The organism is Sulfitobacter sp. F26204 (assembly GCF_026410305.1).
In the GTDB taxonomy this organism is placed as follows: Bacteria; Pseudomonadota; Alphaproteobacteria; order Rhodobacterales; family Rhodobacteraceae; genus Sulfitobacter.
This window is the reverse complement of record NZ_JAPMLQ010000002.1, coordinates 540,892-557,064: the sequence shown is the minus strand read 5'-3', so window position 1 is coordinate 557,064 and position 16,173 is coordinate 540,892. Positions and strand designations below refer to the sequence as shown.

13 protein-coding genes are annotated in these 16,173 nt (G+C 55.3%); 5 read left to right on the top strand and 8 right to left on the bottom strand.

What is annotated here, in order from left to right; genetic code table 11:
* Window positions 1-45: 45 nt before the first annotated feature.
* Window positions 46-723, bottom strand: a complete 678-nt coding sequence (locus OS190_RS06640) for a PspA/IM30 family protein (RefSeq protein WP_267157876.1) — start codon at window positions 721-723, stop codon at window positions 46-48.
* A 472-nt stretch (window positions 724-1,195) separates the two neighbouring features.
* Between OS190_RS06640 and OS190_RS06635 the strand changes: the two genes are divergently transcribed.
* The gene (locus OS190_RS06635; protein ID WP_267157875.1) at window positions 1,196-1,804 is read left to right on the top strand and encodes a TetR/AcrR family transcriptional regulator; all 609 of its coding nucleotides are present in this window, start codon (window positions 1,196-1,198) and stop codon (window positions 1,802-1,804) included.
* 62 nt (window positions 1,805-1,866) lie between these two features.
* Here the strand turns inward: OS190_RS06635 and OS190_RS06630 are convergent, their stop codons facing one another.
* The 5 genes from OS190_RS06630 to OS190_RS06610 all read right to left on the bottom strand — a co-directional run bounded on the left by OS190_RS06630 (window position 1,867) and on the right by OS190_RS06610 (window position 8,637).
* Window positions 1,867-2,433 (bottom strand): hypothetical protein, encoded by a 567-nt coding sequence (locus OS190_RS06630; protein WP_267157874.1) that lies wholly within the window; start codon window positions 2,431-2,433, stop codon window positions 1,867-1,869.
* A gap of 15 nt (window positions 2,434-2,448) precedes the next feature.
* Window positions 2,449-3,678 (bottom strand): gluzincin family metallopeptidase, encoded by a 1,230-nt coding sequence (locus OS190_RS06625; RefSeq protein WP_267157873.1) that lies wholly within the window; start codon window positions 3,676-3,678, stop codon window positions 2,449-2,451.
* A gap of 105 nt (window positions 3,679-3,783) precedes the next feature.
* The gene (locus OS190_RS06620; RefSeq protein ID WP_267157872.1) at window positions 3,784-4,500 is read right to left on the bottom strand and encodes a TfuA-like protein; all 717 of its coding nucleotides are present in this window, start codon (window positions 4,498-4,500) and stop codon (window positions 3,784-3,786) included.
* A complete protein-coding gene (locus OS190_RS06615) occupies window positions 4,497-5,636 on the bottom strand; it encodes a YcaO-like family protein (protein WP_267157871.1) in 1,140 nt (379 codons plus the stop codon). Before OS190_RS06615 ends, OS190_RS06620 begins: the two co-directional genes overlap by 4 nt.
* Complete coding sequence (locus OS190_RS06610) at window positions 5,620-8,637, bottom strand: ATP-binding protein (protein WP_267157870.1); 3,018 nt, start codon at window positions 8,635-8,637, stop codon at window positions 5,620-5,622. The genes OS190_RS06615 and OS190_RS06610 overlap by 17 nt, the downstream gene beginning before the upstream one ends.
* A 2-nt stretch (window positions 8,638-8,639) precedes the next feature.
* On the opposite strand from OS190_RS06610, the gene OS190_RS06605 reads away from it, so the two are divergent.
* On the top strand, window positions 8,640-9,398 hold the full coding sequence (locus tag OS190_RS06605) for a Crp/Fnr family transcriptional regulator (protein WP_267157869.1): 759 nt from the start codon (window positions 8,640-8,642) through the stop codon (window positions 9,396-9,398).
* A 547-nt stretch (window positions 9,399-9,945) separates the two neighbouring features.
* Here the strand turns inward: OS190_RS06605 and OS190_RS06600 are convergent.
* A complete protein-coding gene (locus OS190_RS06600) occupies window positions 9,946-10,869 on the bottom strand; it encodes a carbohydrate kinase family protein (RefSeq protein WP_267157868.1) in 924 nt (307 codons plus the stop codon).
* A 630-nt stretch (window positions 10,870-11,499) separates the two neighbouring features.
* Between OS190_RS06600 and OS190_RS06595 the strand changes: the two genes are divergently transcribed.
* The 3 genes from OS190_RS06595 (at window position 11,500) to OS190_RS06585 (ending at window position 14,744) form a co-directional block, all read left to right on the top strand.
* The gene (locus tag OS190_RS06595) at window positions 11,500-12,246 is read left to right on the top strand and encodes a sugar transferase (RefSeq protein WP_267157867.1); all 747 of its coding nucleotides are present in this window, start codon (window positions 11,500-11,502) and stop codon (window positions 12,244-12,246) included.
* Between the two features lie 74 nt (window positions 12,247-12,320).
* Window positions 12,321-13,265 (top strand): CpsD/CapB family tyrosine-protein kinase, encoded by a 945-nt coding sequence (locus tag OS190_RS06590; RefSeq protein WP_267157866.1) that lies wholly within the window; start codon window positions 12,321-12,323, stop codon window positions 13,263-13,265.
* Between the two features lie 156 nt (window positions 13,266-13,421).
* On the top strand, window positions 13,422-14,744 hold the full coding sequence (locus OS190_RS06585; protein WP_267157865.1) for a GumC family protein: 1,323 nt from the start codon (window positions 13,422-13,424) through the stop codon (window positions 14,742-14,744).
* Here the strand turns inward: OS190_RS06585 and OS190_RS06580 are convergent.
* Window positions 14,741-16,051: an oligosaccharide flippase family protein gene (locus tag OS190_RS06580; RefSeq protein WP_267158314.1), complete on the bottom strand. Its 1,311-nt coding sequence runs from the start codon at window positions 16,049-16,051 to the stop codon at window positions 14,741-14,743. The genes OS190_RS06585 and OS190_RS06580 overlap by 4 nt on opposite strands.
* Window positions 16,052-16,173 lie beyond the last annotated feature (122 nt).

Sequence of the window (16,173 nt, the reverse complement as noted above, 5' to 3'; positions counted from 1 at the left end):
GCATTTTGGGGGAAAGGTTTGGGATTAATCCTGTCAGGATCTGGATCATTCTTTGCCATTCTTGAGGCGGGCAAGGACATCCGCGGCTGCCGTCTTTTTCGGCACGCCGAAACCTTGGCTGGCCATACGGTCGCTCAGGGCGTCGGCAGAGGCTGTAGACGACAATTCAGCCATCGCCTGCATTGTCGCCTCGTTATGCTGTTGGCGTTCCTGTAGGCGTTTGAGCGTTTCAGAAGCATCCGAAAGATCGCTTTGCGTCCAGGAAGGTGTGTCACCGCGCAGCCGTTGTGTTTTGGAAGTTGCCTCTGCGATGCGCTGGCCCCTTTTCAGTTCGCTAAGCAATGCTTCGTTCTGGCCAAGGGTCTGGCGCAGTTGAACGATCTCGGTGGAATAGATCTTGATCGTGCGCTGTGTCGCGTCACGTTCTGCTTCGAGGTTGGCGATAGCAGTGGCAGCCTCAAGGGCCATATCATCTGCTCCTTTGTCCAGGGCGTCGCAGGCGCGGGCTTCCAGGTCTGTGATCTTGTCCTCGATCTGGACCAGTGAGGCCTTCTCGCGCTCGGCATAGGCCATAACAACAGCAACTGCCTTGCGGTTTTTTTCTACGCCAACTGCTGCTTCGCGCAGTTGCTGACGCAACAAAGCCGTCGCATTGGCATCAAGATACGCTTGCGAGGCATCGGCAGTACGGCCACGAACCAAAGTAAAAAGTTGTCTCAACATATTTGTCTCCAAATTCTTGAACGCTGTTCATGCGTTCAATCTACATATTTCTGAACATCGTTCAAGAATAAAATTGAACATCGTTCATTTTTCTTGAAAGCTATTCTCTTATCAAAGTGCATCTGCTCGGGCCGTTCATTCACCCTTGGTTAATCTATCTGCTAAGAATTGATTTCGATCATGAAATGACTGGAACTTGTTTTTATTGCGGCATCACGTTGACTTACTGCCAGGGACCGTCGCTTGGACCGCCCGGCGACTGTTACCAGTCTGCCGATCCTTTCTGGATTTCGGAAAAAATATGTTACAAAATACCAAAAAATCCGCGCAGTCTTCGAGAAGTCTCAGTAAATCCAGCCGCGGAGCAGCTTTTAACTTTGCCGGTTGAACGCCGTTCATGCATATGATCTGAAACAACAGACGATCAATCCATTGAGATTTCGACAAGGTGCCGAACCCATTCGGAGATATAATGACCAGTAAAGCAGAAACGAAACGTGAAAACCTGCGCAGACGACTGATCGATTCAGCCGAGGTCGCGATCCGTGAGGGTGGCTTGCGCGGATTGAAAGCACGGGATGTAACCGCAAGGGCGGGATGCGCCCTGGGAGGATTGTATAATGCTGTTCAAGACCTTGATCAGCTTGTGATGTTGGTGAACTCGCGCACTTTGGGGCGACTTGGTGCGGATTTGAAAAATGCAGTCACCGCCGAGGATACACCCACAGAAACAATGCAGGCATTGGCCGCAACCTATGTTGAGTTCGCATTGCAAAACACGGCGTTGTGGTCTGCAATATTTAACCACCGGCTGCCGGAGGGCGCAGAGATCCCCGATTGGCACAAAGATGAATATCCGGTGTTGATTGCAGAAATCATCGCACCGTTAAAACAGCTTCGCCCTGATTTGCCACCGGATGCGCTCAGACTGCGTGCCCAAACCTTGTTTGCTTCGGTGCATGGGGTTGTGCAACTGGCGATCCATGGCCGTTTTGTCGGTGTGCCCCTGTCGATGCTTAAATCCGAGGTCGCGGCCCTGGTAGATGCGATGACCCGTGGCATCCACCTGGTTAAACAATAAAACCGTATTGGCGTGTTCCCCCAAAGAACCCGACCCGCAGTTCACGGATCAGGTAGAGGGATTCAATGTTTGCCGCCGCGATGCGACATTTGCATGTGGGCGCCATAGGAATTGACTGCCCGATTGCCTGGCTGGTTTGCCTCCAACACCAGTTTTTCCAATTCACCGCTTTCTACCTCAATCGAAATCGTATGATGGTGCTTGGACATGCGCCACATGTACAACACACCTGTCAAGGACGCAGAGGGGTCATTGCTGCCATCGGTCTTGTATGGTTTTCCGCGCCCTTCTACGATCATGATACGCGGTTTATCCAGACGGTAGTTATGGCCTTCATAACCATAGGCATAGATCAACGCGATCGTCGGACATTCATCTTCGGCACCTGGCCCCGAATTTGCGCCGTCCTTGGATTTCGCTGTCAGGATCAGCTTATCAGCAAAGTCGCAACGGATGTGCATCTCTCCTGCGGCAAGTTTATCGGTGTATTCTTCGCGTTGCTTGGCGGTTGCATTCGCTTTCAACACGTCCCCCATCGGTGAAGGTGCCATATGAGACCCGATCAGTACAACATCGGAGGGGTCGTAATATTCGTCAGGAATGAGTGGAATAATTTCATTGGGGTCCATTTTGGGTCCTTTCCCTTAAATCCAAACGACAGGGCGCGGACGGCCCTGCCAAAGTTGATGAACATCGTATGGTGAAATAATGTCACGCCATTCAAGGCACTCAACCAGGCCTTCGGCAACCCTGCCATGTCCTGCAGCCTGCAGCGCTGCGCAAACAGCCAGCCCCGCATCGGCAAACGTCAGAGTCTCGCTGTTCAGCCGTTGCCAGGAATCTGCCAGCCCCTGCGCGATGATATCGCGGGCATCGCCCAGCGCCGCCTTGAGTTGAAAATGCTTGAGGTCGTAATCCGCCTCAAAGGCACGCGCATAGGTCCGTTCCAGATCAGCATCGAAATCCCGCGCATCCGCGATCGAGCCTGGCGGTAGATCGACAAGCCCGCGATCAACCGCAAGGTCATGGTAGGTCTGAACTAAAGCATCAAAAATTGCCCCGGTAAACGGACGGGAACGGTCATGCACCTCAAACCCGACATCACCCATCTTACGGGAATTCCCCGCAATTCTGATCTGGCGTTCATCGGCAAGTTCGGCCACGCGGTTTAGTTCATTCAACGCCATCAGATTGCCTGATCCGCGGCGCAACAGTCGGTCCATGGCCGTGTCGAAATGCAACATGCCGATAAGCGAGATGAGGTCCGAAACACCTTCGTAAAAGGCAAACAGATCCGGTGTTGGTGACACACCCACGGGTGGCAACCCCACCTCAGAAAACAGAATCGAATGGCCGATCTCATGAGCAATTACATCGAAATTCAGAGCGAACAAATCGCGCCCGCCGCTGCCAGTCGGACGATAACCGAATTCCAACATGCCATAGCCAGACTGTGCATTGTCCCAATCAATCAGTGGAATGATCTCCAACCGTTCATAGGTTTCCGCAAAATGCCAGTTGATGCGATGACCTATAAACCCTTCCCAGATGTCCAGTATCCGCGCCACAGATCCAAAGACATGTACCCCGAGAAAATCGCGGCTGTTCGGATCAATGTGATCGAAATGCCCGTCGGGGGACGGTTCGACCGGTGCTGCCTTCGCCCCTCTGAACGGCGGCAAATAGGGATAATCATAGTGTTTCTTTGGCATCGTTGGATTGACCACATACATCCGGTCATTCTGTGGTCCGGGCTGGATCGAACCCTGACGGGCCGAGATCCAGACGAGCTCTGGCTTTTCATAGCCTGGCGTTGTCGGCGATTGCGGATACAACAGGAACCGCGTGCCGATAGAGGCTTCAGTGCCCATCAAGTTAAACATCCCCCGGTTTGCGGCGCGGTCCTATTGCTGGCCCGTCATTCACACATCTTCCTTTGTTACCATATGTTTCAACGGGAGTCTGTGAAGTTGTTAACATTAGACATCATGTTTTCCAAAACCGCTGCCGCCCAGTTCGATCCCGCCGTCGCTCAGATCATCCAGCCATGCATCAACAATCGGAGGCATGCCACAGGTCGTCGCAGGCCAGTCGTCATTCACGCTGTGATTTGCCATGCGGTGCAGCAATTGAGCCCCATCATGAGCTTTTTGCGATGGCATGGCGGCGCCGGCAACCTGGGGAAGGTGCCGTTCCGCAAAGGGCAGCGCCTTGATGTGGCGCAAATGTGCTTTGGCATCGTCGCACGAAAGCAGCCCTTGGCGGGTTGCCGCAGACAATGCACGCCGAATGTCCACCAAGGCATCCGACAAGGCAGGCGCACCCAGTGCAGCAGGTCCATGGGTCACTGCAACGGCGTCATCGGGCAGCAACGCAAAGCGCCGGTACCAGCGGTAGATCAATCCGACCCCGATCATACCCTGACGCGACAGTTCCGCGGCACGCAGGGCCCCCATGCTGGCCGCCCCGAACACCGGTATACCATGCGCCATCGCCCAAAGAATTTCACGATGCCTTACTGTCGGGGCGTCTTTGAAGATACCGTCGATCAAACCGATGGCGGAGGGACCTTCGGCACAGGCACGCATTATGTCACCCTGCCCCGCCGGCGGACGATAAGAAGCGTCAAAAATCGCCTTTGCCTTTGAACGGGGCAGACTGGGGCCAAGGAAAACAATACAGCGATTTTTGCTCATGTTGGGACCAGACGCAGAGGATCGGCAATCAGATCTGGTGCGACGACGCGCACGATCGCCAGAGGCAAATCGGCATCCCAGTGGAGGGGCAGCGCGCACACGGGCCCGACCCGACATGCAATCTCGCGCAAGGAAATGCAGGTGGTGTCAGGACAGTCGCCCACCAGCGGCGTTTCCTTGTGTCGTGCCCATTCAGCTTCAATTTCGGCCAATGTGAACCCGTGTTTGTAAAACCGTTGCGTAATATCCTCACGCGCGCCGGCTATCACGGCAAGCCGAGCCTGCACAGCCTCTGCCAATGCTGCAGCGATTGCCGCAGAGGCAGTCTGGCGCGCAGCAAAGCCAGTGGCAGGCAAAGGCAAGGCGGTCGCGCCAGGCGCTTCCATGATTGAAGCTTTTACTGCGATCACACCACTGTTGTTCGGCATTGCTTGCACCCTGATGCGCAGTCCAGCCGCTTGGATCTGGCGCGCAATCGCCCCATAGACCGGGTCATCCTGAACGATCCGGACGGGGTGCAGATGTCCTGTCGCTTCGCTGTGACATCTTGCATCCGCTTCGATACACTCCAGCAAGCCGTGCAGCACCGCCGACGCAAGGTTTGTCCCCGCGCCAAGCCCGATCGAATGGCGCAAGATCGGGGCCTTTGCCGCTGGGGCATTGCGGGTAAAGTCCGTTGAAATCAAATCACGCGGCAACGCCGAGGCGACATTCTCACCAAGATTCCAGGCCCCGACATAACTGGTCGCTGCATCGGGCCAAATGCTGCCGTCTTCCAGACCCGGCGCGAGTGGCGACCATAGCGCCCCGTCACCTGGTACGCTGGCAAAGCGCGCCATGTCTTCGCCTGCCGCCATCTCGAGACTTTCGAGGACCGCCCCCACCGCTGCCCCGCTCATTGTCGCGGCCTTGCCCTGGGTCACCGCATTTGATCTGGCCAGGGGACGTATCGCTTGTACAACCGGAAAACCAATTCTGTCCAATCCGGTAATATCCGCAAGCCGCGAAATGCCAAATTCATCGAGCCGAGGGCGCAAGTTGCTCCAGAACTCTTCGGGCGTCAGTTCATGTGCCGTATCCGCGTCCAGAACATCCTGCAGCACCTCAATAGGTGGCGGGTTACAAACCCAAGGCATGCACAACCTTTTTGCGTAGCGCACATTCATCGACCTGCGCAATTTTCGTCGCCATCTGTGCGGCCTGGTCGGCAGGTATGGCCATCCCCAAATCAAGGCGGGATGCGATGTTGCGCATCGCCAGCATCCGGGCATTTTGCGTTGCTGCGATCTCAAACCCCTCGTCCAGCGCCGCTTCCGCGAGGTCTTTCGAACTCAATACGGCCTTGCGGCGCAACAGTTCCGGCAACCAATAGGTCAGGCCGGTGTTGCGGGATTCCTCAATCGCCTCGCACAGGGGACCAAGCGCTGCATCGGCCGACCCGCTGGCCGCGGCAACTTCGGCGGCAATGTCAGCGTAGAAAGGCACATCTTCCAAAACACCGAATTCCCGCAAAGCGGCAAGGCCTTGGGTCACTGCCTCGATCTGGCCTCTGTCCCCTCTGCTGGCTGCCATCCAGCCACGAAAAATCTTGCGTTTGGCAACGATCGCGGGAACCGCATCCACATCAGCCAATTCAGTCATTTTATTGAGGATACGGTCAATTTCATTCAGGTCATGGCGGAAAAATGCAACTTGGGACGCAATATCAAGCCCGTGCAAACAGCTTGACAGATGCGCGGTTTCATCCGCCCAGGCTTCGCATTGCTCAATCGCCTCGGCACTGGCATGCACCTGGCCCGTCAACCAGCTACTCAGGGCGCGTTCACCCAATCCACAAACTCGCGCATCATGGCCGTACACATAGCGCGAGCGATGACCCACCTGAGGTTCATACAACGCAAGCCCATCCGCAATCGTCGCAAGACATCGGTCGTGCGCCCCCCCGTCAAACAATGTGGCCCAACCGCAATGCAATGCTTGCAACCGTGATTCCGGATCGGCGCGCGGGGTCACGTCACGGATCAATACCTCGGAGCGACGGGTCTGTTCTACCAGATTGCTGGCCGTGAACCACCAGCCCCAAAGAACCGGAAAAAATGCATCCCGCTCTGTTTCAGGAAGGCTGAAATACAGTGCCTGTCCGCGTTCATACAATGAGGCCGCGGTGCGGGGCCCGTCAAGTAAGGTCACCAGCGGTCCAAGCAAAGTGATCGCCTGCAACTGGATCAAATCGCGTGCCATGCTGGGGGCAAGCGTGCCCGCCAGAGTGAGCACCCGCTCAAGCATCCTGTATGGGGCCTGCAAGGCGGAACGTCTGATGGCGTCTTCAGCAACCTGCAACAGCAATTCCGCGCCTCTTTGCGTGCGGTCAGCCGCCAGGCAATGTTCAGCCAACAGAATATTCGGCACGCTTTCGCTCAAGGTCGCGTCGGCATCAACCAGATCCACGATCTTGCCGTGTAGCTCCTGACGTACCGTCCGCAACTGGCTGTCATAAGCGACATCGCGTATCAGCACATGACGAAAGGCATAAGCATATCCGTTGTCGATAATGTCATTCAGCCCATGATCAACCAAACGCTGCAGGTCTGCATCCAGAGATTGCTTATCATAGTCGGTCGCGAGCTTTGTCAAAAGGTAGTAGGAGGATTCACGTCCGACGACGCTGGCAATCTGCGCCGTTCGCTTGGCGACACCTGAACTTTCAAGCCGTGTTTCAAGTAGATCGCTGAGGCTCGCCACCTGCGCACCGTTGATATCGGATAGCTTCTTGCCTGCGGCCATCGCTTCAACGGCAAAAGCGGTGAGTTCGGTCAGGAACAGAGGATTGCCATCGGCACGCTCGACAATCCATTTCTTGGTTTTCTGGGCCAATGGCATTCGCGCCGCATCGTCGATCAAGGCATAGGCATCCTCACGGGCAATCGGCGACAGGGGCAACAGCGTGAAACTGGTATTCTGATTGTCCAAACCTGCCACCGGTCTGGACGTGCCTATCATCAACAGCGGATATTTTGACACGCTTTTTGCCAACCGATCCAGCACTGCAAAGGTAACCTCATCCGCCCAATGCAGATCCTCACCCATCACCAACAGCGGGCGATCTGCAGCCAGAGCAAGAATCTCTTCAACAACTGCGTTCAAAATCGCTTCCCGACGGCTCTGGGAATTAAGGGTTTCATCAGCCTCTAGCGCACCTAGGCGCTCGGCTGTACAGGCGGCAGCATGGGAAAGCCGCTGGTCAGTGGCTTCTTCATAGGCACGCTCGTAAAACGCCACGATCGAGAAAAGCGCTTCGCCCTGGGTACGCGGCTGACATTGCAAAAGCACCGACCTTGCGCCTGCACCTTCTGCCGCCACCGTTTTGGACAATTCCGACAGCATGCGCGATTTGCCTATTCCAGGTTCGCCTTGGATGACGATAGCACTGCCCCTGCCCACCTTTGCCTCTGCCCATGCGGCTTTCAGCATGGCGACTTCATCCTTGCGCCCGGTAAATGTGCCAGAGCTGTCTCTGTCCCGCTGGAAACGCGATGCAACAGGTTGCAGCGCAAGAGGGCGCCACACCTGGGAAACATCGGGAAACCCTTTAAGGGTTACACCGTCTACCGCCTGAAATTTAACGGCGCGATGGGTCAACGCATAGGTCGCAGGCGACACCAATATGCCGTTGATTGGGGCTGCAGATTCAAGTCTTGCTGCAAGGTTCGGTGCCACACCCACCGCGCCCAACCGCCCCCCGGCCAAAGCGTCGGGCGTATCGGGCAGAACGACAACGCTTGAGGCGATACCGATCCGGATGTCCGGGGCACTTGCCATCTTGCTACGTGTCTCAAGCAAGTCAAGCGCGGCATGCACTGCGGAAAATGCAGCGTCTTCGCTGGCGACGGGATAGCCAAAATATGCCATGCCGCCGTCCCCCATCACCTGCTCAATCGAACCACCATGTGCCTCGACCGCACCGCGCGCTGCTTCATGGATCAAGTCAAGTGTCGCACGCAGGGTTTCGGGGTCATGGCGTTCAGCTAACGAGGTCGATCCGACGATGTCGTAAAACAGGATCGTCAGATGGCGTCTTTCGCCTGAAACCTCCGGCGCTTTTACTGGCTTTGCCGCGCGTTTTTTGAACAAAGACACAAATGCCGCCTAGTATTGATGAGGATTTACTGCAAACAAACAAACCGATTAGACCCGTTATTGCAATCGGTTCTGTCGCCAGCGACATTTATCAACCAGAGGTGGCACCAGTGGCAGATCAGGCAGGTTTCTTTCTTGGAGCATCGCAAGAGTTGCGGCGTCTTTTTGACAAGGCCTTTGTCTCGCAAGACCTCAAGGCGGGCGAAACCTTGTTTGAGCAGGACCAGTTTGACGATCGGCTCTATGTTCTTGACGCAGGATTGCTCGAAGTCAGCGTCTATTCCGCTGCCGGACGCAAACTGTCCCTGAACCTTTTGCGCCCCGAAAGCGTTTTTGGCGAGATTGCCATGTTCGACCCTGGCCCGCGCACCGCCCGCATCGAAGCCGTCGAGGATTGCAAACTGCGCTATATCCGTCAGACTGCGCTGATTGCCGAAATCGCCCGCGAACCCCATCTCGCGGCAGAGTTGCTGGGTCTGGCGGGCAAGCGGATGCGCTGGATGAGCCGGCAAATGGAGGAACAGGTGTTCTTGCCCCCCGCCGCTCGCCTGGCGGCGAAGGTTCTGTATCTTTCAGGCGCCGACGGCAGGATTGTGATGTCCCAAGCGCAGATCGCCGATTATGTCGGTGTCACCCGCGAGGTGGTGTCCAAGGTTCTGTCCGAATGGCGTCGCGAGGGGTATGTCGCGCTGTCACGTGGCAAAATCGAGATCCGTGACGTTGAAGCGCTCGAAAACATCAAAAAAGCAGATTTTCTCTGAATTTTCCCCTTTTCTTTCTCTTGTGTGAAGTCGTTCGCAGAAGCTGGGCCCGAAGTATGGCATTCCTGTATCACGGTTGTCAGCGACCGGACGTTGAACAAGAAAGGCCCAGACAAAACCGCGACAGTGCGGGCACAGGTCCAATGATAGCGATGGGTTTTGGCCAGGGTGGCCCAAAATGCGCTATGCTGGTCCATCCATCATAACCGTCCTGTCGGTAACACGAAATACCTGTCGGGCCTTGGCAAGTCCGATCTCGGAAGGATCGACTCTTATCAGTCTTCAGATCCGACGGAATCCCGGCCTTCACGGCGAAGGTTTCTCTTTTCACCATTTTGTGGAGAGACACAGTGATCAGGTGCGAAATTATGCGCTGCCATTCGGTGAGGGCCTTTTTGTCAGGCTTTCGCTGTATCCGTAAAAAGGGCAACTCCCTGTCCCATTTACGGCGGTTGCAGTGACCATCATGTGCAATTTCACATTGTGGTCGCTGCATAGACCGTTTCTTTCACAACATTCCCACCTGACCAGACCGCATTTCAAGCAATCATAGTTCATTGGCCCACGGCGGATTTGCCCCGGCACGCGACACCGTAACAGCCGCAACCCGCGCCCCGAATGCCAATGCCTCCGCCAGATCATCCGCGGACATCTTTTCAAGTGCGGCCTTGTCCAAAGCGCCGTTGCGCTGCAAATGTGCCAGGAATCCCGCGTTAAAGGTATCCCCCGCTCCGACTGTATCCACGACCACCGCTTTTTGTGCAGCGGCATGGGCGACCTTGCCATCAGCCAGCACCATGGCCCCTTCTGCCCCGCGAGTGATGATCACAAAACGTGCGCCTTTGGCCTGCAGTACCGCTGCTTGCGCCTCAAGCCCACCCGCGCCGCCCGTCATCCAGGCCAGATCCTCATCAGAGACTTTGACAATATCACAATTCGCCAACATGCGATCCAGCCGGGCGCGATATGCAGGGGCGTCGGTGATAAACGAAGGGCGAATATTTGGATCAAGCATGATCGGAAACCGCTTCGATGCAACTTGGCACAAGTCGGCATAGCTGTCGGCGGCAGGCAGGCTGACAAGACTGATTCCGCCAAAATACAGGGCCGAAGTTCCTGCAGGAATGGGTGGCATATCATCGGGCGTGATCATCCGGCCTGCGGACCCTTCATCATAAAAGGCATAAGTCGCATGGCCATCTCTCAGATGTACGATTGCCAGAGTCGTCAGCAGGTCAGAGCGAACCAGATGATCTGTGGACACATTGTTTTCAGCCAGTGACGCCACCAGTCGCTGACCAAATGCATCGCGCGAAATACCGCTGATCATTCCCACGGGAACCCCAAGACGTCCCAATGCAATCGCAGTGTTGAATATCGCCCCTCCGGCATGCGGTGCAAAGGCTGTGCTTCCATCCGGTTGAGGCACTGGTATCATGTCAATCAGGGCTTCACCGCAACACAAAATCATCAGGCTTTCCTTTGCTCTGGGCATGGATGCACGGCGGATGCCGCGCGGTTTCTGGCTGTTCCGCTCCTGAATAGAGTATTTACGATCTTAGGCAACTTTGGCCTGATAAACGCCCGACTTCCGCCTGATTTCCCTCTTTCATCTCCATGCCAAACTGATTCTCTTGGGGCTGCTGCGCCTTTATTCGGCCCTTTTCCGCCGAATATTTTGCGATTTTCCTGCTTTTGGAAGTCTCCTAGCCCCCTGTTTATCCCGATCTTTTCCCGTATGGCGCGAAAAATCGGGGCTGTTTTTTGAGTTTTCGTCAACAATCTCACCTTCAGCCGCCCAATGTTATTGTAAAGGAGCAGAAACAGTTTGTTTCCGCTGGTTTTCAGCAAATAAGGCGAAAAAATGTTATGACTGGGTCAAGTTAAAAGCGTCTGTTGGCCTCTGATCCACCCTCTGTCGCTGCGACACTAAGGTTTCGCAGTGCATATTGTGGAGCAGGTACCAAACGCTGTATGGAGAGCATGTTCTTGGCTGATGCCGTGAGTCTCTCTCCCTACAAGTTTGGCAGCAGACCATTGTTCGGGCATCCCGTGGATGTGTGTAAGTGTTTGAGTATCTGTTTAGCCCTGGGGGGTTAGAATGAAAGACAATGTAACCAATTCCGCCGATTTTGGCATCTTCTCTTTTGCAGGCAAACCCGCCTTCAGCGAAGCTGGACTCGTCGCACGTCAAAGCCATGTTTGGGATGCCGCCTTAGCTGCCAAAAGCGGCCCGGTATATTTGTATCGTCATCTGGGCAAACGTGTCATGGACATCCTGTTTGTGCTTTTGACCCTGCCTTTTTCGCTGCCGATTATCGCCATTTGTGCAATTGCCCTGTGGATCGAAGGTGGTAACCCTTTCTATACTCAGGATCGTCTGGGTGAGGATGGAAAAAGGTTTTCGATCCTAAAGCTGCGCACAATGGTGCGCGACGCCGATGCGGTGCTCCAGCAATATCTGTCCAATGATCCAGACCTGCGTCGCGAATGGGACGAATTGCAAAAGCTGCGCAATGATCCGCGTATCACCCCGATGGGTCGCATTTTACGAAAAACATCGATGGATGAATTGCCACAGTTGTTGAACGTCCTGCTGGGCGACATGAGCATCGTTGGCCCCCGCCCGATGATGCCCGACCAATTGGAAATGTATGGCGATCCCAGCCGCTACTACGCGCTCAAGCCTGGTATCACCGGCTTGTGGCAGGTGTCGGCACGCAACAACTCACGCTTTACCTACCGCAATGAAGTAGACGGCGCCTATGAGCGTTCTCTCACACTGAAAATGGACCTCACCATTCTTTTCAAGACAATCGGCGTGGTCTTGCGTCCGACTGGTCACTGAGATGGGGAACCTTGGTATGATGGCTGAAAAAGGTGTAAACAGGTCTTATGGCCAATTCTCACAAGGAGGAAATCATGCGTGATCTCCATGCTGAAGAACCCCTCCAGGCTGAACTGATGGATGCACCGGTAATGGTGTCAAAGGCTGGCATGCGCCACAGCATCCGGCCTCGCAGGGCACTTGTCGCGCACAAGGGCACCTCGGTCCCTGCGCGGGCAAAAACCACGCCGGACATCCGCAATGACCTGCCCGACATGCAGGCTGATGTTGCGCCCGCTGTTGCAGCTACGGGCTATCAGCCTGATCCGAACCTGCCCCGCTGGCACGAACTGGATCAGGTAGAAGCAGGTCAGGACCGCAGAAACGACACGGCCCTGCCAGTTGTCGACGCCGCCCGCGACAGTACCTCGGTGCGTGCGTTCGACCTGTTGCGCACCCGTCTACGTCAAACGACACAGGAACACGGCTGGACCAATATTGCGATCACCACACCGACCTCAGGCTGCGGAAACACTTTCACCGCCGTCAATCTGGCACTTAGCCTTTCCCGCATCTCTGGCTCGCGGACAGTTCTGATGGATTTCAACCTGCGCCGTCCCGGCATTGCCAAAGCTTTCGATATCACGCCTCGTGGTGCGATGCGGGACTTCCTGATGGGTCACAGCCCGATTGGTGACCACATGGTCAAAGTCAGCGAAACCCTGGCCTTGGGATTGAACAATGCGGTAGACAACGACGCTGCCGAAACACTTCAGGCTGCGGAAACCGCGCATACCATGGAACGCATGCGCGCCGCTTTGCAGCCAGAATTGGTGATTTATGACATGCCGGCAATGCTGGCTCATGACGATGTATCAGCGTTTTTGCCGCATCTTGATGGCGTCTTGCTGGTGTCAGACGGAACCCGCACCCTCGGCCGCGAACTTCTGGAATGTGAGCGAATGTTGGAAAATCAGGTGCCGTTGTTGGGGGTTGTTCTGAACCGCGCCCGCGCCAATTCGATCCCGCAATATTCCTGACGACATCATAGTCTGCGCAATGGATTGGCATTATTCTGCCTCTCCCAATTTCACAACGTTTGCCCTATTGTGGTCAGATTGTTCTGATTTTAACAATGTAAACCCGTTGCCGGCATTGCTGCGTCGGGCAAATTCAAGTGGGATACCATAGGGCAAATGGGACCGATCTATTCGCTGGCTGACTTTCTGGACATGTTGCGCCGTCGCATCGGTGTCATTTCGGCTGTCATCATTGCCGGCTGCTTTATCTCGGTCTTTTGGGCACTTTCGGTGCCGCATATGTATGAATCCACCGAAGTTATCCAGATTGAACAGCCACAGATTTCCGACGAAATGGCCCGTTCCACTGTCGAAAGCTCGGCCGCACGGCGCTTGCAACTGATTGAACAGCAAGTGATGGCACGCAGCAATCTGGAAAAGATGATTGCAGAATTCGATCTTTATCAAAACCTTCCTGCGCTGCGCCTGTCAGAAAAGGTGCATATGCTGCGCCTTGCTGTTTCAATCACGGGTGTCGCAGCGGTGCGCGAGGGCTTTGCTGACGACGGTGCAATTTCGGTTCTGACCATCACTGCCGAAATGGACGACGCAGAAAAGGCACGTGCCGTCGCCCATGCCCTTGCTGATGAAACCCGTGCCTTGGCAATTTCGCAGCGTCGCGAACAGACCCGCGAAACATTGGCATTTTTTCAGCAGCAAGAGGATGCAGTATTAGCCGAAATCGCGCAACAAGAGGCCGATCTCGCCGATTTTCGCAGCCAGAACGATATTTCAGTCGAAGGTTCCCTCGAATTTCGCCGCTCCGAACTCGGTAGTTTGAATGACGCCATTCTCGAATTGGACCGCGAGCTGATCACAGCACAATTGGCCCGTGAAAACCTCGATCGCAGCGGCAATACCCGCGCCGCCACTGTAGAGCGCGAAGATGAAGAACTGGGGCGATTGCTTGCCAGTCTCGGCACTCAGCGTCAACTGCTGCTTGACCGGCGCGCTGCCCTGAGCGCCAGTATCGAAACCCGCCCGGAAGTCGAACGTACCCTGGCCGAATTCGAGCGCCGAATGACCAGCCTGCGCAACCAACTTGATGTGATTTCAACCAGACGTAACGAAGCCGAAGTGGGCTTTACCCTTGAAAACGCAGCCCGCGGCGAGCGGTTTATCACACTTGAAGAAGCCCGCGTTCCGGATTTCCCAACCACCATGAGTCGCAAGAAACGCATGTTCATGGGGATCGTTGCGGCCACCGGTCTTGGGTTGATCATTGCATTCCTGTTGGAACTCCGCCGCCCCGTGATCCGTACGTCCCGTCAGATGCAACGCGAAACGGGGTTACTGCCGGTTGTTTCGATCCCTGAAACGCCCTCTCCCAGGCTCAAGAAACGCAAAGGCATCGGAAAATTCTGGCAAGATCGCGCCGAAGCCGGATTGCAGGGACGTGCAGCGCGCATCGCCCGTAATCCCAAAGGCAGTAATCCCTAGGCAGAGGTTGCTGCAATCATTGCTGTGATCTTGTCCCAATGCAGCCACAGCGCCGCGCCGCCGCCAATCCCACCGACGACTGCCAGAAACAGATCATGCCGACCGTCCCAAACCTCATGGGCACGGGCCAGCCAGATCAACACAAAATGCGCCAGCACCATGGCAAGGCCAAGCCCTGCAATTGCCCCGATCAGCCCTGCAAAAATCGCACCCAGAAGTAAAAGCGATACTTGAAGTGTTGCGCGGATCGCATTGTAAATAAAAAACCTTCGACTATCGCCAGCCGCCAGCGCCGCCTGATCGTAGGTGATGCCGATAACCTGAGGCAGCACGCTAACCGCAAGGACAACGACAATTGCGCCTGAATTCAAATAGCGTGCATCATACAGCACCCCGACAAGCCACGGCCCCAGCAACGCCATCACAATCAAGAGCGCCGATATACCCAGAGTCAGACCATATCGTAAGCGCTGGATACGTGTGGCATCTGCCTTTTCGCGATAAACAGGTATCATGATCTTGCTCACGACTGCCTGCCCCAGCAGCAATGGAAAACTCGCCAGAAAATAGCCGATGTTGTAAATGCCCAGAACCTCAAGCGTCAGGAACTTGCCCAGGATCGCCTTGTCCCCCTGACTGGCAAAGAACCACGCCAATGTGGACAGGAAAATCCATTTGCCAAAGGTCACCAACTCGCCCACCGCCTTGCGCTCAAACTGGAACCGGTTGCGAATGCCGGGCAAAAAGAAATGTGTCAGCAGCAGCTTGGCCAACGCCCCCACAACGCCGCCCACCACCAGCGCCAGCACCGATTGCCACATCATTGCCAGCACAATCATCACCACCACGCCGATCACCTGTGACAGCAGGTCAAGCACCGTCAGTCGCCCCATCAGCAAATGCCGCTGCGCTGTTTCGATCCGCGTGGGATTGAAACCGGACACAACTAACGAAAGCGCCGCTATCGGCAAATATTGCGCAAGCTCGGGTTGGTCGTAAAACGCGGCAATCGGGCCCGCCAACAGGGTCGCAATGCCCCACAAGAGCGCCCCGCGCACGATTTGAATGCTCCAGGCAGTATTGAGGAAGGCAGGATCATCGCCCCGTTTACTTTGCGCAATTGACGGCGATATTCCGACGTCGGAAAACAGCATCAACCCCACGGTTACAACGCTGATCAACGCCATCAGGCCAAAGGCTTCAGGGAATAACAATCTTGTCAGGATCAGGTTGGATGCCAGCCGCAGCGCTTGGGATCCGCCATACCCCATAATGATGAACGAAGAAGAGCGCACCACCCGTGCCATCAACCCATTTCCGCCCAGAATGTTGGACAAACCCGTTAACACTTTGCTTGCGCCTCACTTCTGCCGTCTAAACCTGATAGAACACGCGCACAGCTTGGTCTATGGGTTTGGCTGTTAGAAAA

Coding starts and splice junctions, on each gene's coding strand:
- OS190_RS06640 (WP_267157876.1), bottom strand. CDS start 723: ATGTTGAGACAACTTTTTACTTTGGTTCGTGGCCGTACTGCCGATGCC.
- OS190_RS06635 (WP_267157875.1), top strand. CDS start 1,196: ATGACCAGTAAAGCAGAAACGAAACGTGAAAACCTGCGCAGACGACTG.
- OS190_RS06630 (WP_267157874.1), bottom strand. CDS start 2,433: ATGGACCCCAATGAAATTATTCCACTCATTCCTGACGAATATTACGAC.
- OS190_RS06620 (WP_267157872.1), bottom strand. CDS start 4,500: ATGAGCAAAAATCGCTGTATTGTTTTCCTTGGCCCCAGTCTGCCCCGT.
- OS190_RS06615 (WP_267157871.1), bottom strand. CDS start 5,636: ATGCCTTGGGTTTGTAACCCGCCACCTATTGAGGTGCTGCAGGATGTT.
- OS190_RS06605 (WP_267157869.1), top strand. CDS start 8,640: ATGCCGCCTAGTATTGATGAGGATTTACTGCAAACAAACAAACCGATT.
- OS190_RS06600 (WP_267157868.1), bottom strand. CDS start 10,869: ATGATTTTGTGTTGCGGTGAAGCCCTGATTGACATGATACCAGTGCCT.
- OS190_RS06595 (WP_267157867.1), top strand. CDS start 11,500: ATGAAAGACAATGTAACCAATTCCGCCGATTTTGGCATCTTCTCTTTT.
- OS190_RS06590 (WP_267157866.1), top strand. CDS start 12,321: ATGCGTGATCTCCATGCTGAAGAACCCCTCCAGGCTGAACTGATGGAT.
- OS190_RS06585 (WP_267157865.1), top strand. CDS start 13,422: ATGGGACCGATCTATTCGCTGGCTGACTTTCTGGACATGTTGCGCCGT.
- OS190_RS06580 (WP_267158314.1), bottom strand. CDS start 16,051: ATGGCACGGGTGGTGCGCTCTTCTTCGTTCATCATTATGGGGTATGGC.